The organism is Nocardia sp. Marseille-Q1738 (assembly GCF_965283145.1).
Genome location: NZ_CBDIMS010000002.1, coordinates 44,647 through 63,366, shown reverse-complemented (window position 1 = coordinate 63,366; position 18,720 = coordinate 44,647). Strand labels below are relative to the sequence as shown.

General features: G+C 69.7%; 15 protein-coding genes. 7 read left to right on the top strand and 8 right to left on the bottom strand.

Annotated elements, in window-relative coordinates:
- Positions 1–5: 5 nt before the first annotated feature.
- The 4 genes from ACWPXK_RS08635 to ACWPXK_RS08620 form a co-directional block, all read right to left on the bottom strand.
- Entirely contained in the window at positions 6–128 is a 123-nt protein-coding gene (locus ACWPXK_RS08635; protein ID WP_454195546.1) for a hypothetical protein, read from the bottom strand.
- A 50-nt stretch (positions 129–178) separates the two neighbouring features.
- Positions 179–1,762 carry a carboxylesterase/lipase family protein gene (locus tag ACWPXK_RS08630; RefSeq protein ID WP_454195545.1) on the bottom strand — a complete coding sequence of 528 codons (1,584 nt, stop codon included), beginning with the start codon at positions 1,760–1,762 and terminating at the stop codon, positions 179–181.
- A 152-nt stretch (positions 1,763–1,914) separates the two neighbouring features.
- On the bottom strand, positions 1,915–2,373 hold the full coding sequence (locus tag ACWPXK_RS08625) for an SRPBCC family protein (RefSeq protein WP_454195544.1): 459 nt from the start codon (positions 2,371–2,373) through the stop codon (positions 1,915–1,917).
- A 13-nt stretch (positions 2,374–2,386) separates the two neighbouring features.
- Positions 2,387–2,743 (bottom strand): VOC family protein, encoded by a 357-nt coding sequence (locus ACWPXK_RS08620; protein WP_454195543.1) that lies wholly within the window; start codon positions 2,741–2,743, stop codon positions 2,387–2,389.
- Between the two features lie 145 nt (positions 2,744–2,888).
- Between ACWPXK_RS08620 and ACWPXK_RS08615 the strand changes: the two genes are divergently transcribed.
- Positions 2,889–3,731 (top strand): helix-turn-helix domain-containing protein, encoded by an 843-nt coding sequence (locus ACWPXK_RS08615; RefSeq protein WP_454195542.1) that lies wholly within the window; start codon positions 2,889–2,891, stop codon positions 3,729–3,731.
- A 48-nt stretch (positions 3,732–3,779) separates the two neighbouring features.
- Positions 3,780–4,007 (top strand): FmdB family zinc ribbon protein, encoded by a 228-nt coding sequence (locus ACWPXK_RS08610; RefSeq protein ID WP_454195541.1) that lies wholly within the window; start codon positions 3,780–3,782, stop codon positions 4,005–4,007.
- Between the two features lie 173 nt (positions 4,008–4,180).
- On the opposite strand, the gene ACWPXK_RS08605 is transcribed toward ACWPXK_RS08610, so the two are convergent.
- Together ACWPXK_RS08605 and ACWPXK_RS08600 are read right to left on the bottom strand one after the other, a co-directional pair.
- A complete protein-coding gene (locus tag ACWPXK_RS08605; RefSeq protein WP_454195540.1) occupies positions 4,181–4,456 on the bottom strand; it encodes a SelT/SelW/SelH family protein in 276 nt (91 codons plus the stop codon).
- Positions 4,457–4,474: 18 nt separating this feature from the next.
- Positions 4,475–4,864: a YchJ family protein gene (locus ACWPXK_RS08600; protein WP_454195539.1), complete on the bottom strand. Its 390-nt coding sequence runs from the start codon at positions 4,862–4,864 to the stop codon at positions 4,475–4,477.
- A gap of 443 nt (positions 4,865–5,307) precedes the next feature.
- Here ACWPXK_RS08600 and ctaD point away from each other — a divergent pair, with 443 nt between their 5' ends.
- On the top strand, positions 5,308–7,050 hold the full coding sequence (gene ctaD, locus ACWPXK_RS08595; RefSeq protein WP_454195538.1) for an aa3-type cytochrome oxidase subunit I: 1,743 nt from the start codon (positions 5,308–5,310) through the stop codon (positions 7,048–7,050).
- 201 nt (positions 7,051–7,251) lie between these two features.
- Here the strand turns inward: ctaD and ACWPXK_RS08590 are convergent, their stop codons facing one another.
- Positions 7,252–7,614: a hypothetical protein gene (locus ACWPXK_RS08590; RefSeq protein ID WP_454195537.1), complete on the bottom strand. Its 363-nt coding sequence runs from the start codon at positions 7,612–7,614 to the stop codon at positions 7,252–7,254.
- 240 nt (positions 7,615–7,854) lie between these two features.
- A complete protein-coding gene (locus ACWPXK_RS08585) occupies positions 7,855–10,299 on the bottom strand; it encodes an AAA family ATPase (RefSeq protein ID WP_454195536.1) in 2,445 nt (814 codons plus the stop codon).
- A gap of 436 nt (positions 10,300–10,735) precedes the next feature.
- Between ACWPXK_RS08585 and ACWPXK_RS08580 the strand changes: the two genes are divergently transcribed.
- The 4 genes from ACWPXK_RS08580 to ACWPXK_RS08565 all read left to right on the top strand — a co-directional run bounded on the left by ACWPXK_RS08580 (position 10,736) and on the right by ACWPXK_RS08565 (position 18,492).
- Complete coding sequence (locus ACWPXK_RS08580) at positions 10,736–13,597, top strand: DUF5691 domain-containing protein (RefSeq protein WP_454195535.1); 2,862 nt, start codon at positions 10,736–10,738, stop codon at positions 13,595–13,597.
- Positions 13,594–14,694: an ATP-binding protein gene (locus ACWPXK_RS08575; protein WP_454195534.1), complete on the top strand. Its 1,101-nt coding sequence runs from the start codon at positions 13,594–13,596 to the stop codon at positions 14,692–14,694. The genes ACWPXK_RS08580 and ACWPXK_RS08575 overlap by 4 nt, the downstream gene beginning before the upstream one ends.
- The gene (locus ACWPXK_RS08570) at positions 14,691–17,108 is read left to right on the top strand and encodes a DUF5682 family protein (protein ID WP_454195533.1); all 2,418 of its coding nucleotides are present in this window, start codon (positions 14,691–14,693) and stop codon (positions 17,106–17,108) included. The genes ACWPXK_RS08575 and ACWPXK_RS08570 overlap by 4 nt, the downstream gene beginning before the upstream one ends.
- A gap of 226 nt (positions 17,109–17,334) precedes the next feature.
- The gene (locus tag ACWPXK_RS08565; protein WP_454195532.1) at positions 17,335–18,492 is read left to right on the top strand and encodes a VWA domain-containing protein; all 1,158 of its coding nucleotides are present in this window, start codon (positions 17,335–17,337) and stop codon (positions 18,490–18,492) included.
- Positions 18,493–18,720: the final 228 nt, after the last annotated feature.

The following is an 18,720-nucleotide window of genomic DNA, read 5'->3' as shown; positions in this document are numbered from 1 at the left end:
CCACTTCACGCGCTGCGGTGGAGCTCTTCCGGGGCCTCGGCCTCAGCGGCTTCCGTTTCCTCGTCGGCGACCTGCGCGCGGATGGCGTCGTGGCGGGCGCGGCGGGCGGCCTTGGCGGGATCGGTCATGCGCCTGGCTCGGCGCACCTTGCCAGCCACGACGAGCGCGTCGTGCGGGGCTAGCTGAAGCCGACTGCTTGCTGGCCCCAGGCGGTGTGCTGGTCGCGGTCGGGATCGTCGACGACTCGGTCGGCGGTGTCGATGACCAGGGTGGTGCGGGCCGGGAGGCGGTAGGGCGGCCAGTGTTTGGAGCCGTCCAGGGCGGCGGGGACGCCGTAGGTGGCGAAGGCCAGCCAGCGGCGCATGATGCGGCCGGAGATGTCCATGGCCGTCTTGCGGCCGCCGAGCCAGAAAGTCGGGTCGTGGTTGATCGTGCCGAAATTGCCGAAGACATAGGGCAATTCGGTGGCGTGGCCCGCGCCGACGCGGGCCGCCCGCAACATCGGGGTGGCGTAGTCGAAGCGGTACATCCAGGTCGGCGAGTGCTGGGCATGGCCGTCGGCCACCCAGTGCGCGGGCATCCGGAATGCCGCGTCGGTGGACATGGCCAACGCCCCGCGGGCCTTGTTCAGATCCGGATAGGCCGACGTGATCTCGGCGACCCGCTCCGGTGACATTCCCGGATGGCTCGCCGCGACGTCGCGCAGCATCGCGTTCACCGCGTCCGGGGTCACCGGCATGATCGGCGAGCGCAGCAGGCGGAACAGCGACGCCTCATCCTTGTTGGTGCCGATCATCAACGGCACCCGGTGCGAACGCCCGCGCTGGAACTCCTCGATCGGGTAGGCCGGCAACAGGTCCCCGTCGACTACGGGAGCGGCCGCGAGCCTGCCGGGCTCCTTCAACGGGATCTCGTCGAGCAGGACGCCCGCCGCCGCCACGATCCGATCGATCGGGCACTCCAGCAGTTCCTTGGCCCGCGACGCGGGCAACTCCATCAACTCCAGGAATCGCCGCGCCACCGTCGCCCCACGCTCCGGTCCGAACACCGTGGTCGCGGGCGGGCTCTGCGCAATCGCCCGGTGGAACAGGCCCTCGGCGCGCGGCGAGGTCAGCAAGGCGGTGACACAGCCCGCGCCGGAGGACTCGCCGAAGAGCGTGACGTCGCCGGGATCGCCGCCGAACGCGGCGATGTTCTCCCGCACCCACTCCAGCGCGGCGATCTGATCGTGCAGGCCGAGGTTCGGCACGAAGTCGTCGCCGAGCGAGGACAGGTCAAGAAAGCCGAGCGCGCCGAGCCGATAGTTCACCGAGACGACCACGACGTCACCGGTCAGGGCCAGCTTGCGCCCGTCGTAGATCTCCTGCGCGGCAGTCCCGAGGCAGTACGCGCCACCGTGCAGCCAGACCAGCACCGGGCGCGGCTCGCGCACCGAGTCGCCGCCCGTATACCGCGGCGACCAGACATTCAGCCACAGGCAGTCCTCGCCCATCGTGAGACCCGAGTCGATGGGCACCATCGGGCCCATCGACTGCGGCGCGATCCGGCCGAAGCGGGTGCAGTCGCGGGCTCCATCCCACGGCTGCGGTGGCTGCGGTGGCGCGAACCTGGCCGGGCCGGTGGGCGCGGATGCGTAGGGGATGCTGCGCCACACCGAAACGGAGCCCTCGCGCACGCCGCGTACGTCGCCGTACACCGTTCGCGCGATCGGCTCGGCAAGATCGTCGGGACCGGGCACCGCCTCGGAGAACTGGGCTCGCATCGCAGACCTCCTCATACTTCTTTTTCGAGAGTACGACGAAGATCAGTACGGCCATATTTCGATGCCGATTCATTGCCGCGTCGGGCGGCATTCATCCGCTGTTCAGGCTGCTGCGCCGGTACACAGTGTCGAATCGGTCACGGTAGCGGGAGTCACACCGGATGCCTTCCAATGGGTTCATTTCCGTGAGGCGTGGCAATGCGCGTCCGGCCGCCGAGCATCAGCGCCCGGCACATGACCGTCGATCCGTGTTCGACGAACTCGGCGATCGGGGCGGCGAGAGCATCGGGGAGGACGTCGGTGTGCCAGACGACCAGTGTCCTGCCGCCTTTCTCGGGCAGAGCCTGCATCGAGGCGTGGTGATGGGAGGGGTGCAGGCTCCCGCCGACATTCGTGTAGGCGACGCGCCTGCTCAGCGGATCGAGATCGACGAGCCGTTCGCAGACGACGGTGCCGTCGGCGAAGGTGACGGTACGGATGTCCGCGTTCAGCTGTGTGCCGGTGACGAAACCTGGGGCGAGGCGTTCGTGCACGGCTCCGAAGTCGCTGAGTACGTCCCAGACCTCGTCGGGTGTGGCGTCGGCGACGAATTCTTTGTGAATGGATGCCATTGGGTCCTCCCGATCAGGCCGCGGCGATGCAGAACAGGTGTCCTTCGGGGTCGGCGAAGACCGTCCACCGGCCCTCGCCCGGCTGGAAGCCGGGTTTGATCGCACCGAGCGCGAGCAGGTGTTCGGTCGTGCTTTCCACATCGGCGACCGTGAAGTCGAGGTGGGCATGCTTGCCGGAATCCGGCCAGCCGGGACCCCGGTAGCCGTCGACTCGTTGGAAAGCGAGCTGGACCGGGCCTTCGCCCAAGTAGGCGGAATCGTCGTCGACGTGGGTGATCTTCCATCCGGTGATGTTCTGGTAGAACTCCGCCAGCATCTTCGGAGAAGCGCAGTCGAGGATGATCGCGGCGAGTTCCGCGTGGACAGTCATGTCAGTGTCTCCCTGGTGTGGTTGCTTGCCCACCAAGCATTCATTCCGGACTATCCCCAGGTCTTGAAGATCCTTGCGGGTCGTTCAGAGGTCGCGGTAGCTGGCGGAACCCCGTTTGGTCGTACCCCCGGCGTAAGGTCCGCGTGTGCTGTCCGCCATGACCCTCGCCGCCCGACCGGAATTCGCCGTGACCACGGTGGCTTGCCACGCCGACCACACCCGATGGTCCGAGCCGGAGGCGCGCGATGACCACCGCATCGTGCTCGTGCGGCGCGGCAGATTCCGGCGACAGGCCGACGGGGTTGACGCCGATCTGGACCCCACAGTCGGCTACCTGGGCGCACCGGGTGAGGAGGAACGGTTCGCGCATCCCGCCGGTGGGGACGTCTGCACCTCGGTGACGGTCACACCCGGGCTCTGGGAAGGGCCTGCGGGCGCGAGAGCGGTGTACGTCGACGCCCGGATCGAGCTGGCACACCACCGTCTGCTCCGTGCCGCCGCAGGTGGCGACATCGACTACGCGCTGACCGAGGAGTTGCTCCGGCTCGTCGCGGTCGCCGCTGGACAACCGACCCCGCGTCCGCGTCCCGCCGACCAGGCGCTGGTCGCAGCGGCCCGCGAGGCGATCATCGCCGGTGCGCCGGAGGCAGCCGGGCTGCGCTCACTCGCCGGGCTGCTGAAGGTCTCGCCGTACCGGCTGAGCCGGTTGTTCTCACAACACATGGGCCTGTCGCTGACCCGCTACCGCAACCGAGTACGCGTCGGCCAGGCCATCGACCGGCTCAACCAAGGCGAAACCAGCCTCGCCGACCTGGCCGCACACCTCGGCTTCGCCGACCAAGCACACCTGACCCGCACCGTCCGCGAGCACCTCGGCCACACCCCGACCACGCTGCGCCGACTACTCGCCCAGGGAGCGCAGACCACTCTTCATCACCGCACCGCCCAGCCACAATACGGAAGCCGCGCGAGGGCGCGAAGGGTTTAGCGCCGTTCGATCCGAACGCATCGGGGGCGCAGGCCCTAAAATGAGTGGATGCCGAGTTACAGCTATCGGTGCCGCAGCTGCGGCGACACGTTCGAGGTGACCCGCCCGATGGCGCAGTCGTCGGCGCCCGCTGCTTGCCCCAGCGGTCACGACGACACGGTCAAGCTCCTGACCACGTTCGCCACCGTCAGCCGGGGCGGCGGCAACGCGCCCGCGCCGAGCCCCGTGGCGCCCCCGCAAGGCGGCGGTTGCTGCGGTGGCGGCTGCTGCAGCTGATTCCCTTCCAGGGGCTGCGGGTTCAATGGGCCCCACGCCCAGCCCGCAGGCTGCAGCTGCTGTTGCGGCTGACGCTCCTCGAGCCGCTACTGCTTCGATCACACTGCGGCGCCTCTTCGGCGGCGGCTGCTACGGCTGGCTTCGTTCCGGCCCGCCCGCGGGTGCTGCGGGTTTCAGTCGCGCCGGTCGACGTGACCGAGGTCGCGCTCGGGTGCCACTCGGTCGCGCACCCGCTGCTTGAGCACCGCGATGTCGGGGAACCCGCCGTCGGCCTTGCGCTCCCAGATCTGTTCGCCGTCGACGGTGATCCGGAAGATCCCGCCGGAACCGGGGATGAGCGCGACCTCACCCAGTTCGGTGGCGAACGTGCTGAGCAATTCCTGCGCCATCCAGCTCGCCCGCAGCAGCCAGCGGCATTGGGTGCAGTACTCGATCGCGACGCGTGCCATGCCCGGTGACGCTACCGGTCAAGCGTCGTGTGTGCCGTCCAGATAGACCCATGCACCGCCGGACCGGGCGAATCTGCTGGTCTCGTGCAGTGCGCCGCGGCCGTCCGCGTCCCGGTAATGAGCGACGAACTCCACGGCGCCGGTGTCGTCGAACAGGCCGCCGCGCTCGGTGCGGGTGATCTCCAGAAAGAGCCAGCGTTGCGCCGGGTCGAGAGCCAGTTCCCGCGGACGAGTGCGCGGATGCCAGGAGCGCAGCAGGTAGTCGGCGTCGCCCAGCGCGAACGCCGTGTACCGCGACCGCATCAGCGCCTCGGCGGTCGCGGCGGCGCGCTCGCCCCGCAGTACCGGACCGCAGCAGTCGTCGAATGCCTCACCGCGCCCGCACGGGCACTTGCGCGGCCCACTCATACCGTGCTCCCTTCCGCATGAGCGGATCGTCGATCGTTACGCAGGCTGTGCCGCCGGACCCGGCGCTCGTGCCTGCCGACTTCCGGAATAAGCAAGCGATCCGTGGTTACACGGGCTGCCCGCGGATCTGACGCTCATGCCCACGATCTTGCCGCCGCTCGCATCACGCACGCGCGGCGGGTGTCCCGACCTCCGGTCCCCGGAGGCGATCAGCCACATCGCACGACCGCGTCCGTTTCGGACGGTTCGCGAGTTCTGCTATTCGATCGCGGAACCCGATCGATTTCCTACTGTGGATGGTTCACCGACCGCGCTGAGATAGCCGATCGCACAATTTGCGCGCCTTTTTTCGCGGGGCACGGAGTATAGCGACCGGAACTGTGATTTGCTTCGTATAGCCGTCGAATTGGTCCTGAGTCTGAGATGCGTTTTCAGGAGGATCGTTGACTGAGGTAGCGCCCCGACCAACGCCCGAACTGGAGGCGGTGCGTCCCTATCCGGCCAGGCTGGGCCCGAAGGGCTCCTATATCTGGAAGATGGTGACGACCACCGATCCCAAGGTGCTCGGCGTCATGTACTTGACCACGTCCATGGGTTTCTTCCTGGTCGGTGGCCTGATGGCGCTGTTGATACGCGGTGAGCTGGCGCGGCCCGGCTTGCAGTTTCTCTCCACCGAGCAGTACAACCAGCTGTTCACCATGCACGGCACGATCATGCTGCTGTTCTACGCCACTCCGATCGTGTTCGGCTTCGCCAATGTCATCCTGCCGCTGCAGATCGGCGCGCCCGACGTCGCCTTCCCCCGGCTGAATGCGTTCAGCTATTGGTTGTATCTGTTCGGCGCCACCATGGCGACCGCCGGGTTCACCACTCCGGGTGGCGCCGCGGATTTCGGGTGGACGGCGTATTCGCCGCTCACGGACATGTTGCACTCTCCTGGCGTGGGGGGAGATCTGTGGATCATGGGCCTGGCCGTCTCCGGTCTTGGCACGATTCTGGGTGCGGTCAACATGCTGACGACCGTGATCTGCCTGCGTGCACCGGGCATGACCATGTTCCGGATGCCGATCTTCACCTGGAACATCGCCATCACCAGCATTCTGGTGCTGCTCGCCTTCCCGCTGCTGACCGCCGCGCTGATGGGTCTGGCGGTCGATCGTCGCCTCGGTGGCAATATCTACGATCCGGCCACCGGCGGAACGCTGTTGTGGCAACACTTGTTCTGGTTCTTCGGCCACCCCGAGGTGTACATCATCGCGCTGCCGTTCTTCGGCATCGTCTCGGAGATCTTCCCGGTGTTCAGCCGCAAACCGATCTTCGGTTACACCACCTTGGTCTACGCCACGCTGGCTATCGGGATGTTGTCGATCGCGGTGTGGGCGCACCACATGTACGCCACCGGCGCGGTGTTGCTGCCGTTCTTCTCGTTCATGACCTTCCTCATCGCGGTGCCGACCGGTGTGAAGTTCTTCAATTGGATCGGCACCATGTGGCGGGGTCAGCTGACCTTCGAATCGCCGATGCTGTTCTCGATCGGCTTCCTGGTGACGTTCCTGTTCGGTGGTTTGTCCGGTGTCATCCTGGCCAGCCCGCCGCTGGACTTCCATGTGACCGATTCCTATTTCGTCGTGGCGCACTTCCATTACGTGCTCTTCGGCACCATCGTGTTCGCCACCTTCGCGGGCATCTATTTCTGGTTCCCGAAGATGACCGGGCGAATGATGGACGAGCGTCTGGCCAAGTGGCACTTCTGGACGACGTTCGTCGGCTTCCACACCACCTTCTTGGTGCAGCACTGGCTGGGTGCGGAGGGCATGCCGCGCCGCTACGCCGACTATTTGCCCACAGACGACTTCACCCTGCTGAACACGGTCTCCTCGATCGGCGCGTTCATCTTGGGCGCTTCGCTGCTGCCGTTCCTGTGGAACGTCTTCCGGAGCTTCCGCTACGGCGAGGTGGTCACCGTGGACGACCCGTGGGGTTACGGCAACTCGCTGGAGTGGGCCACCACCTGCCCGCCGCCGCGGCACAACTTCTACGAGCTGCCGCGCATCCGCTCCGAGCGACCGGCGTTCGAACTGCACTACCCGCACATGGTCGACCGCATGCGCGCCGAAGCCCATGTCGGCTGGGGTACGACCGTCCACTCGGAGAAATTGGTCGACACCGAGACCAAGACGGGTTGAGCTGAGCCCGCAGAGTCCATCCTCAGCCCGCGCCGGGGCGAGCGAAGGCCGAGGCAGCCGCACAAACAGCGCAGTCGGACGAAGTCCGTCCTCAGCCCGCGCCTGGGCGAGCGAAGGCCGAGGCAGCCGCAGAAACAGCGCAGTCGGACGAAGTCCGTCCTCAGCCCGCGCCGGGGCGAGCGAAGGCGAGGCAGCCGCCTATCACCGGTGCGCGTCGACGGCCGCCAGCTCCGCGGCGAGCGCGAGGGTCTGTTCGCGCCAGCGGCGCAGATCGGTGACGCTGGGCGCGAGTTCGTAGTCGTGGTGGTGCGCGGCACGCGACAGTGCCGCCCACAGCACCGCGACCCGCGCCGCCACGTCCGGTCCCGCGAAGGCGCGCAGTGCGATCAGCTGCGCCCGCATCGGACAACGGATCAGTGCGGGCGCCAGCCGCAGCCACAGTTCGTCGACGGCCTGCTCCAGAGCGATCCGCAGAATCCATGCCGTCGCCCGCGACCACAACCCGCCCGCGTCGGTCACCGATCCGGCGAGCAGCAGATCCACGGTCTGCAGCCGCTCGGCCACCGATGGATGATTCGCGAGCTTGCGACGCCCCCCGTTCTTGGGTCCGCCTGGCCCGTGCCGAGAGGCACGCCCGCCGCCCCCGTGGCCGCGGCGCGCGCCAGCCGGGCGACGCCGCCCGCTCATGCCTCCGCCTCGCTGGCGCTCGGCTCCGGCACGAGCGGGAGCCCGGCTGCGTCCATTGTTCGCTCGCTGCGCTCACTCATCCCTGCGCCTCGCCGGCGCTCGGCTCCAGCATGAGCATCACCGCGCCAACCACGCGACGAACTTCTCCGTCTCACCGATCAGCTCGCGCATGTCGCGGCCGATCGGCACGTGCGCCCCCGCCGTGGCGTCGCGCAGTGCGTCCACCACCCACCGTCCTTCCCGCGCGATGAGATTCTTGTTCAGATCGTCGACCTTGCTGCCGACGCCGAAGACCGCCAGCGCCACCTTCGCCCTGGTGGAGTGCGCGGCGTCGATGTGGCGTTCCACCTCGCCGTGGTTCATGCCCGCGGCGAGCAGGGTGCGTCTGGCCCTGGCCAGGCTGGCCGCCTCCACCGCGGAGCGGCAGCACGTGGCAACCAGTTCGTCGGCGATCGCCGCGGGCAGCTGCGGAGTGCGCACCAGCGCGCGGGCGTCATCGAGGTACCGGCGGATCGGGTCACTGGACACCCGCACTTCGACCACCGAACGATCGCGGCGCTGCACCTCGAGCACGGTCGCGTCGAGCTGCATCCGCCGCACCGCCTCGGCGAGGCGCTCGTCATGGGTGAATACCACCACCTGACGGCTCCACGCGACCGTCGCGAGCACTTGGGCCAAGCCGTCCACCTTGGCCGGATCCATCGCCTGCACCGGGTCATCGATCATGACGAAACGGAACGGGCTCTCCTCCACCGTGGCGCGCGGCAGGAAGAGCGAAAGCCCGAGCGCGTGCAGCTCACCCTGGCTCATCACACCCAGCGCGGCGCCGTCCACCTCGTCCACGGTCACGTCGAGCAGCACTCGGCGCGCGGTGCCCGCGTTGCCTTGCAGGCGGATCGCGCCCAGCTCGACATTGCTCTGCTGCCGCAGTGTGCGCCACACCCAGCGGGCCGTGGTCTCCAGCGGCGTCATGCGCTCGCCGCGCAGGCCCGCCGTCGCAGACTTCAGCCAGTCCTCGGCCTTCTTCACCGTGCGCAGTTCGGGCGTGTGCGCGGCGACCTCGCGGGCGCCCTCCAACCAGTTCACGATCCGCGGGACCAGCGGCGTCCACACCTCGTCCAGGCGGTCGAGTTCCTTGCGGGTGCCCTGTTGCAGCAGGTCGAGCTCGTCGACCAGCCTGGCGTGCGCGCGGCGGAGCCGGTCGGGCAGGTCCGGGGTGTAGTCGGTGGTGGTCAGCGCGGCCCAGTCGGCCCAGGCTTCGCGCACCGCGGTGGTGTCCACGGACGGCGGGTTGCGCGGGTCGAAATCCAGTTCGGCCGGGACGAGATCCGGCAGCGCCCGTGCGGCCCGCACCGCATTGCCCAGTTCGACGCGAGCGGTGGTGAGCGCATCGACACGGGCGGCGAGCTGCGCAATGGCGGAGTCGGTGTCGCGCGCCCAGTCCTCGTCGAGCGCGCCCCGGCCGCATACCGGGCACGGACAGGTCCCGCTCGCCGCCTGGTGTTCCCGCGCCTTGCGCAGCAGCTCGAGCACACGCAGATCGGCCTCGGCGTCGGCGGTGGTGCCTTCGGTGAGTGCCGAGCCCCAGGTCTCGAGACGGGCCGCGACCGCCTCCACTTCCGTGTCGGCAGGCAGCGCGAGCCGCACGATCGCCCGCAGGCCGTCCCGCCCCACCGGGTCGTCTACCGAACCGAGCACCTCTCGGCCGATAGCGGCGAGATCCGGCTGTGCCGGTCGCAGCAGACCGGCCACCCGTACCGCCCGGTCGTCGGCCACCGAGGCGAGCAGGTCGAGCAGTTCCAGTCGCTCCTGGCGGGAATCCCGGACGGCGCGTTCCAGCTCCAGGCGCCGCATCCGGATGCGCTCCTGCGCCAGGGTGAGTTCGTCCAGCCCGAGCAGCTGGTGCAGCGCGTCGAACAGGTCGCTCGGCTTGCCGTCGACCAGCGCGCCGAGTTCGCTGTAGGACAGGAACGGGCGGTAGAGCTCGAGTTGCGCCGCCCACCGGTCGGTGTCGAATTCGGTTGGCGGGGCGGGCGGATACCGCTGGGTCCAATGCGCGTCGGACAGGTCCGCGTCGGCGGCCCATTCTTTGGCGATGGTCAGCCGCGGCGCGTCGCCCGCCGTGAGCAGTTCCAGCTCGATGCGGGCCGCGGCGCCGTCGTGCAGGTTGCGCCACCCTTCCCGCCACGCCGCCGACCGGCCGTCCCAGCGACGGTTCCCGCCGGTCAGAGCCAATTCGGCGGCCTCGGCGAAACTGGATTTACCGCTGCCGTTGCGACCGACGACGAGGGTGAGGCCGGGACCTGGCGGCAGGTGCAGTGTCGTCTCCGGCCCGATACCGCGGAAGCCGCGGACGCGAATGGCGCTCAGGAAGATGCCGGAGTGCTCGAACGCCGTTGCCGCGTCATCTGATTCGGCGGCGCCCAAGGCGCGCAGCACGGTACGCGTGACCGACGGCGTTACCGCTGGATCCTCGGCGAGGCGCCTGGTCACCACCTCCGACAACCGGGGCGGCGCATCGGAAGGACCGCCGGCCTGGACGGCATCGGGATCCATGCGCATGCGTACAACCCCTCCACCATTGAGGCCGCCACACGTCCTCCGACCCCGTGCGCGGCGCCTTTGTCGAAGCTGTGCGAAACGCTACCCGATCGCGTCCGAATCGCCCACAGTGTCCATGCGAATCTGCCCGCGGGGATGGATATGGTCATCGAAACGCCTGCGCCGCGCCTCGATGTCCACCCCTCGTGCCAACCCCGGCGGGCAGCTCGATGGTGTCAACACCCGTCCGGGTGGCTCGGTCGAGCCGAACAGGACAGGATGCCAGAGCACATCATCCGGCGCAACATTTGCCGGACCGGCGAATCCGGCACCGAGACAAGCGGTTCCGTGCGCGATGCGGCACCGGCCGCGGCACCTGTCGGTGCGCTGCGGTAGAACTCGGGTGAACCGAGGAATGAAGGAAGGCGATGAGCCACCACCGAGCTGGAGCCATCCGATGACAACGCCGTGGACCGAAGACCAGGTCGCGGCGGTGGCGCCGGACGCGAGTTCGCTGTCGGCGGCGCGCAAACTGGCGGGCCGCTGGCGCGAGAGCGGGCAGCACGGCGACGCGCTGTGGGGGCGATGCCAGGGCAGCGGCGCCACGCCGTATCAGACGATCGTCGATCTGTCCGGTCCCGCGTATCGGTGCTCCTGTCCGAGTCGCAAGTTCCCCTGCAAGCACGCGCTGTCGCTGTTGCTGCGGTGGGTCGTCGGCGAGGTTCCGGCCGTCACGGAGATCGCGGACTACGCGGCGTCCTGGATCGGCGGCCGTGCCGCGCGGGTCACCTCCGCCGACCGGTCCCGTACCCCCAACCCGGCCACCGCCGAGCAGCGCAGAGTGCGCGTGACCGCTGGGCTGGAGGAACTCGACGTCTGGCTCGGTGATCAGGTGCGCACCGGCCTCGCCCAGAGCGACCGCTCGTTTCGCGCGTTCGAGACCATCGCCGCCAGGATGGTCGACGCGCAAGCCCCCGGCCTCGCCTCGGCGCTGCGGCAGCTGCCGACCACGGTGGCCACCAGGACCGACTGGCCCGACATCGTGCTGCGCGAATACGCGCGGATGCACCTGCTGGTCGCCGCGCACCGGCAGCTCGATGCGGTGCCGCCCCCGCTGAGCGCCAGCATCCGCACCCACATCGGTTATCCGAACCCGGCCGAGGCGGTGCGCACCGAACCCCCGGTCCGGGACCGATGGATGGTCTTCGGGCTCCGGATCACCGAGGAGGAGCGCCTCTACACCCGGCGCACCTGGCTGTACGGGCGCGTGACCAGGCGTTGGGCGCTGATCGTCGACCATTCCTTCGGTTCCCCGAGCTTCCCCGCCGACCTTCCCGCGCTGGGGCAACTGGCCGACGCGGAGCTGCATTTCTATCCGGGCGCGGCGCCCCTGCGGGCGCTCTGGGGCGAACGGCACGGCCCCACCGAACCCTTCACCACGCTGCCCGCCGACGCCGAGCGACCCGCCACCATCGCCGCCGCGCTGGCCGATCACGCCGCGGCGCTCGGCGCCGATCCGTGGCTGCGCTCCTGGCCTATGCTGCTGGTCGACGTGGTGCCCGCCCGGACCGAACAGGGCTGGTACGTCACCGAATCCGAGGGCACGGCGCTGCCGATCCGCGCCACCGAGAGCCCGTGGACGCTGCTGGCCGTCTCCGGCGGACATCCCGTGACGGTGCTCGGCGAATGGAACGCCGATGGGCTGGCGCCGATTTCGGTATTCGCCACAGGTGAGGTGATCGACTTGGCGCGCGCGGACATGTTCGGACATGACGTGCCACGATCCCCAGCCGGGCACGCGGCGAGCGCCGACCTGACCTCCGCGGCCCTGCTCGGCACCGCGCGCCGGACGCCGGATCTCGCCGCGCTGGCTCCTCCGATAGCGCGGGCGGCAGATCGATTGTCGGGCGACCCAGCCCTTCGACTACTCGAATCCGCCGCTCTCCAAGACCTTTTCAGCCGCGGCGGGGTCGCGCCCGCCACCGCGACCGCACCAGAGCCCGCGGCCGACGACGCCCGGCGGCTGCTGCCGCGCCCGGCGGCCACGCGTCTGGCGCGCATGCTGCGGGAGCGCTCGGCTTTCCTTCCCGAATGGTTCGACGCGGCGGCTCCGCACGACTATCGGGCCCCGGACGCGCTGTGCGAGCAGCTGCTCGAGCACGCGAAGATCAACGCCGCCCTGCGCGAGTCTCTGCTGCGCCTGGCGGGCGCGCGCGGCAGTTGGCTGGCGGCGCAGCATCCGGAATGGCGTGACCTGGTGCGGCGGCCTGCCGCCACGGTTTCCGTGGACATCTGGCGGTTCGGGCAGCCGCCCGAACGGCGCGACTGGCTCGCACGGCTACGACGCGACGACCCGGACGCCGCCAGGACACAGCTCGCGGCGGCGTGGCCGAAAGAATCCGGTCCGATCAAGGCCGAACTGCTCGCCGTGCTCGCCGATGGCCTCGCGCCAGAGGATGAACCGCTCCTGGAAACGGCGGTGGACGACCGGCGCGCGGACGTGCGCCGCACCGCGGCCGGACTGCTCGCGCTGCTGCCGGAATCGGCGTTCGCGCAGCGCATGCGTGCCAGGGCGAGCGCGTGGATTCGCGTCGAGCACCGGATGCTGCACACGAATCTGGTTCTCGCGCTGCCCGACACACTCGACGCCGCCACCCAGCGCGACGGGATCACCGACCGCACAGTCGAATTCGCCTACCGCTGGAACGGCGCGCCCGACGTGCCCGCGGCCTGGCTGCGGCAGATGGTCGCGGCGACGCCACTGCCGCACTGGGCGGCGCTGCTCGGCACACCGGGGCAGGCGGTGCGGGCCACGATCGAGGACCGGTTCCGGCAACCGGTGTTCGACGGCTGGGTGGACGCCGCGCTGGCCCAACGTGATTCGGCCTGGGCGCGAGCGCTTTTCGACGCGGGCGTGCCGACCGACCTGGCCATGCTGCGCAGGCGGGAGCTGTTCGCGCTGCTGCCGCTGCCGGATCGGACGGCACACCTGGTGCGGTTGGACGGCTCGTGGCTCTCCGAGATCGAGGCGCTGCTGCCCGCGATGGGGCATCCGTGGCCGGAAGCGCTGGCCCAGCATGTGGTCCTGCTGCTGTTCGAGCGGGCGCGGGCGGCGGCACGGCGCCCGGACGCGCACGGTGTCTCCCCGAACGCGCACCGCTCGCTGCTCGCCTCGGCCGCCGTCCACCTGCCGGTCGCCGCGGCGGCCACGCTGTCCGCGGTCGCGCGCCGATGCGACGATCCCGCCTGGGAGCGGGCCTTCGACCAGCTCGCCCACGACCTCAACCACCGCTCGATGATGCTCGAGGAGTTGCAGTGACCACCACCGAACCGAATCCGGATCTGCTGCGCCCGCACGCCGAACAGGCGTACGCCGACGAGCTGCGCGCACTCGCCGCCGCCGACGACCGCCCCCGCCCGCCGTCCTGGCGGCTGTCGCCCTGGGCGGTGGTCACCTACCTGCTCGGCGGCACCCTCGACGACGGCACCGTGATCACACCGAAGTACGTCGGCCCGCGCAGGCTCATGGAAGTTGCCGTCGCGACGCTGGCGACCGACCGGGCGCTGCTGCTGCTCGGCGTACCTGGCACCGCCAAAACCTGGGTGTCGGAACATCTTTCCGCCGCCATCAGCGGTGCGTCGACGCTGCTGGTGCAGGGCACCTCGGGCACAGCGGAGGAGGCGATCCGGTACGGCTGGAACTATGCGCGGCTGCTCGCCGAAGGACCGAGCGAAGGCGCGCTGGTGCCGTCGCCGGTGCTGACCGCCATGCGCACCGGCGCCATCGCGCGGATCGAGGAGCTCACGCGCATCCCGTCGGACGTGCAGGACGCGCTGATCACCATCCTTTCGGAGAAGACCCTGCCGGTGCCCGAACTCGGCATGGAGGTGCAGGCGGCCAAGGGCTTCAACGTGATCGCCACCGCCAACGACCGCGACCGCGGCGTGAACGAACTGTCCTCGGCGTTGCGCCGCCGGTTCAACACGGTGGTGCTGCCGCTGCCCGCGAGCGAGGACGAGGAGGTCGCCATCGTCAGCAGGCGGGTCGAGCAGCTCGGCTCCGCTCTGGAACTGCCCACCGTGCCCGCGGCGGCCGAGGAAGTACGGCGCGTGGTGCGGGTCTTCCGCGAACTGCGCTCGGGTAGCACCGCCGACGGCCGGACCAAACTCAAGTCCCCGTCGGGAACGCTGTCCACCGCGGAGGCGATCTCGGTGATCACCAACGGTATCGCGCTGTCGGCGCATTTCGGCGACGGTGTGCTGCGCGCCGCCGATATCGCGGGCGCGGTGCTCGGGTCTGTGATCAAGGACCCGGTCGCCGACGCGGTGGTGTGGACCGAGTACCTGGAGGCCGTGGTCCGCGAGCGGCCGGACTGGTCGGATTTCTACCGCGCTTGCCGTGAGGTCACCGGGTGAATCCCGAAGCCACGCCGGTGACCAAGGTTTTCGGCATCCGGCACCACGGCCCCGGGTCGGCGCGTTCGCTGCGCCTGGCCCTGGAGGCGTTTCGACCCGACATGATTCTCATCGAGGGACCCGCCGACGCCGATCCGCTGGTCGGTTACGTCGCCGCCGACGGTATGACACCTCCGGTCGCCTTGCTGGCATACGTGCCCGACGCCCCGGCCAAAGCCGCGTTCTGGCCGTACGCGGTGTTCTCCCCCGAATGGCAGGCGCTGCGTTACGCCGTGGACAACGATGTGCCCGTCCGATTCTGCGATCTACCGGCCACTATCGTGCTCGCGGTTGAGGACGAACCTGGCGACCGATTCGATCCACTCGCCGCCCTCGCCGAGGCAGGCGGCTACGACGACGCCGAACGCTGGTGGGACGCGGTCGTCGAATCCGTCCCCGACGCCGACGCGTTCGAACCGATCACCGAGGCGATGGACGCGCTGCGGGAGTCAGCCGAGCGCAGTGGGCGCGATGGAGAGTCCGGGCCAAGGCCCCTCGCCGAACCGGCGAACGCCGAGTCGCCGCACGACGAACCCACGCGCGGTCCATCCATGCCGGACCTATCCGCCCATGACGATCCGACGCACGACGAATCGTCGGATGCCGCAGCGCCGGAACCGGATTCGGTCGAGGAGGCACTTTCCGACACCGAGCTCGTCCGCCGACAGCCGCACGACCCGATCACCCTCGACGCCCACACCCTCCGACGCGAGGCCTATATGCGTCAAACCATGCGCAAGGCGCTCAAGGACGGCGCGATGCGGCTCGCGGTGGTCTGCGGCGCGTGGCATGCGCCCGCGCTGACCGGCGCGCTCGGTCCGGCCGCGCCGGATGCCCGGCTGCTGAAAGGACTCCCGAAGACCAAAGCCCGGCTCACCTGGGTGCCGTGGACGCACTCGCGGCTGTCCACGTCCTCCGGATACGGTGCCGGGGTCACCTCGCCGGGCTGGTACCACCACCTGTTCACCGAGACCGAGCAGCCGATCGTCCGGTGGCTGACCAAGGTCGCCGGGGTGTTGCGCGCTCACGATCTGCCTGTCTCCAGCGCGCATGTCATCGAATCCGTCCGCCTCGCCGACACCCTCGCCGCGCTGCGCGGGCGGCCACTCGCGGGATTGTCGGAGGTCACCGAGGCGACCCGGTCGGTGCTGTGCGGCGGCGACGAGACGATGCTGCGGCTGGTGGTGAGCGAGCTCGTCGTCGGCGAAGCGCTGGGCGCGGTGCCGGAGCAGACGCCGACCGTGCCGCTGGAGGCGGACCTGCGCGCCACGATCCGTTCGCTGCGCATGAAGCAGGAGCCGCTGGCCCGCACCATCGACCTCGACCTGCGCAAAGAACGCGAGGTCGCGCGCTCGCGCCTGTTGCACCGGCTGCGTGTGCTCGAGATCGACTGGGGCACGCTCACCACGAGCGATGTGCGCAGCACCGGCACCTTCCGGGAAACCTGGACGCTGGAGTGGCGCCCCGAGTACGCCATCTCGATCATCGAGGCGTCCCGCTGGGGCACCACCATCCGCACCGCCGCGGAGGCGAAGATCCTCGACACCGCCGGCCGCGCAGACCGCACCGTCGGCGAGCTCACCGCCGCCCTGGAGGTGGCGCTGCTCGCCGACCTCGGCGGCGCCACCGACGGACTGATCGCCCGGCTGGAGTCCACCGCCGCACTCGACCACGATGTCACCCACCTGCTCGCCGCGCTGCCCGGCCTGATCCGGACGTTGCGTTATGGCGACGTACGCGGCACCGACACCAAGGCGCTGGCCCACGTCGCCGACGGACTGCTGGTGCGCATCTGCGCGGGCCTGTCCGCCGCGGTCACCGGGTTGGACACCGACGCCGCCACCGAGCTGCGCACGCTGCTCGACGCGGCACACACCGCCATCCACACCAGGGACGACAGCTGGGCCACCGGCGAGTGGCTGGACGCCTTGCGCCGCATCGCCGAACGCGACGACGTGCACGGCGCCTTGGTGGGGCGCGCCGTCCGGCTGCTCGCCGACGCGGGCCGCATCGATGACGCCGAATCCGCGCGCCGGCTCTCCGCCGCCCTGTCGGTGGGCAACCCCGCCGCGGCCAAGGCGGCCTGGATCGATGGGTTCCTCGGCGGCCGCGGACTGCTGCTCGTCCACGATCGAGAGCTGTTGCGGCTCATCGACGACTGGCTGCGGGGACTCCGCGACGACACATTCGTCGAAACGCTGCCGCTGTTACGCCGCACCTTCGGCGCGTTCGAGTCGGGCGAGCGCCGCGCCATCGGCCAGGCGGTGCGTGACGGCGGATCCGTCGCCGTCACATCCACGGCCGCGGGTATCGACCTGGACCGCGCAACAGTCGCGGTGCGCACCGCCGCGGAAATCCTGGGAGTGACGGTATGAGCGTCAGGTCAGGAAGCCGCAGCTTGCGCTCCCACCGAGGGCATGGCACTCATGCCGATAGAGGGCACAGTATGAGCGTCAGCACTCGGGACAGCAGCTCGAGCAACCACCGAGGACTCGACGCTCATACCGACAGAGGTCACAGCGCGCGGGGTCGGGCTCGGAGGCAGCAGCGGGGCATGACCGCATGGCCCCGGCCGATATCAGAGGTAAAGGGGGGCACCGCATGACCGACGAAACACAAGCCAGGCGTTGGCGCTTGGTGCTGGGCGCGGCGGCGGAGGAAGGGCTCGGCGGGCTGGGCTCCAGCGCGGACGCTGCCATGGACCGGGCGCTGTCGGCGCTGTACAACACCGACGACGAGACCTCACCCGGGAAGCGCACCGGCGGCCTGCAAGGCTCGGCTCCGCGCGTGGCCCGCTGGCTCGGCGACATTCGCAACTACTTCCCCTCCACCGTCGTCGAGGTCATGCAACGCGACGCTGTGCAGCGGCTCAACCTCACCCAGCTGCTGCTGGAGCCGGAGCTGCTCGAAGCGGTGGAGCCGGACGTGCACCTGGTCGGCACCCTGCTGAGCCTGAACCGGGTGATGCCCGAGACCACCAAAGCGACCGCGCGCATGGTGGTGGAGAAGGTGGTGCGCGAGATCGAGCAGCGCATCGCGGCGCAGACCGTCGCCGCGGTCTCCGGAGCACTGAACCGCGCCGCCCGCGTCACCCGGCCCCGACTGCGAGACATCGACTGGGACCGCACCATTCGCAAGAACCTCGCCACCTATCTGCCCGAGCATCGCACCGTCGTGCCGGAACGCCTGGTCGGCTACGGCCGCAAGGCCCAGGCGGTGCGGCGCGACGTGGTACTCGCCATCGATCAGTCCGGCTCGATGGCCGCCAGCGTCGTGTACGCGTCGGTGTTCGGTGCGGTGCTGGCCACGATGCGCTCGCTGCGCACCTCGCTGGTCGTCTTCGACACCGAGATCGTCGACCTCACCGACAAGCTCGACGACCCGGTGGAGGTCCTGTTCGGCACGCAACTCGGCGGCGGCACCGACATCAACCGCGCCCTCGCCTACTGCCAGTCCCTGATCACCCGCCCCGCCGACACCCTGTTCGTCCTGATCTCCGACCTCTATGAGGGCGGCATCCGCGACGAGATGCTGCGCCGGGTGCACGCGATGCGCGAATCCGGCGCACAGATCGTCGTGCTGCTCGCCCTGTCCGACGACGGCGCCCCCGCCTTCGACCACGAAAACGCCGCGGCCCTTGCCGCCCTCGGCATACCGGCTTTCGCCTGCACCCCCGACAAGTTCCCCACCCTGCTGGCCGTGGCCCTCGATCGCGGCGATGTCCAATCCTGGGCAAACGCCAACGCCGCACACCACTAGTTGCGTTGCCCGAGGCCTGACGACATTCCCGAGTCCGCCGCTGCGTCCCGCCGGTGAGCTGGAATGTAGAGGTGGTTGGCGTGCGGACCGATGAGCTCGTCGATGCGGTGCCGGACGTGGTTGTCGCGACAGGCACCACGATGGGTTTCGCGGACGCTGTCTCCGCGCAGCGATAGCACCTGTGCGCGACTGGGTTTCACCGATCGGTTCACACGCCAACCACGCGTC

Excerpts from the sequence above, each read along its gene's own strand:
- ACWPXK_RS08635 (WP_454195546.1), bottom strand. The coding sequence starts at position 128 with ATGACCGATCCCGCCAAGGCCGCCCGCCGCGCCCGCCACGACGCCATC.
- ACWPXK_RS08630 (WP_454195545.1), bottom strand. The coding sequence starts at position 1,762 with ATGCGAGCCCAGTTCTCCGAGGCGGTGCCCGGTCCCGACGATCTTGCC.
- ACWPXK_RS08625 (WP_454195544.1), bottom strand. The coding sequence starts at position 2,373 with ATGGCATCCATTCACAAAGAATTCGTCGCCGACGCCACACCCGACGAG.
- ACWPXK_RS08620 (WP_454195543.1), bottom strand. The coding sequence starts at position 2,743 with ATGACTGTCCACGCGGAACTCGCCGCGATCATCCTCGACTGCGCTTCT.
- ACWPXK_RS08610 (WP_454195541.1), top strand. The coding sequence starts at position 3,780 with ATGCCGAGTTACAGCTATCGGTGCCGCAGCTGCGGCGACACGTTCGAG.
- ACWPXK_RS08605 (WP_454195540.1), bottom strand. The coding sequence starts at position 4,456 with ATGGCACGCGTCGCGATCGAGTACTGCACCCAATGCCGCTGGCTGCTG.
- ACWPXK_RS08600 (WP_454195539.1), bottom strand. The coding sequence starts at position 4,864 with ATGAGTGGGCCGCGCAAGTGCCCGTGCGGGCGCGGTGAGGCATTCGAC.
- ACWPXK_RS08585 (WP_454195536.1), bottom strand. The coding sequence starts at position 10,299 with ATGCGCATGGATCCCGATGCCGTCCAGGCCGGCGGTCCTTCCGATGCG.
- ACWPXK_RS08580 (WP_454195535.1), top strand. The coding sequence starts at position 10,736 with ATGACAACGCCGTGGACCGAAGACCAGGTCGCGGCGGTGGCGCCGGAC.
- ACWPXK_RS08565 (WP_454195532.1), top strand. The coding sequence starts at position 17,335 with ATGACCGACGAAACACAAGCCAGGCGTTGGCGCTTGGTGCTGGGCGCG.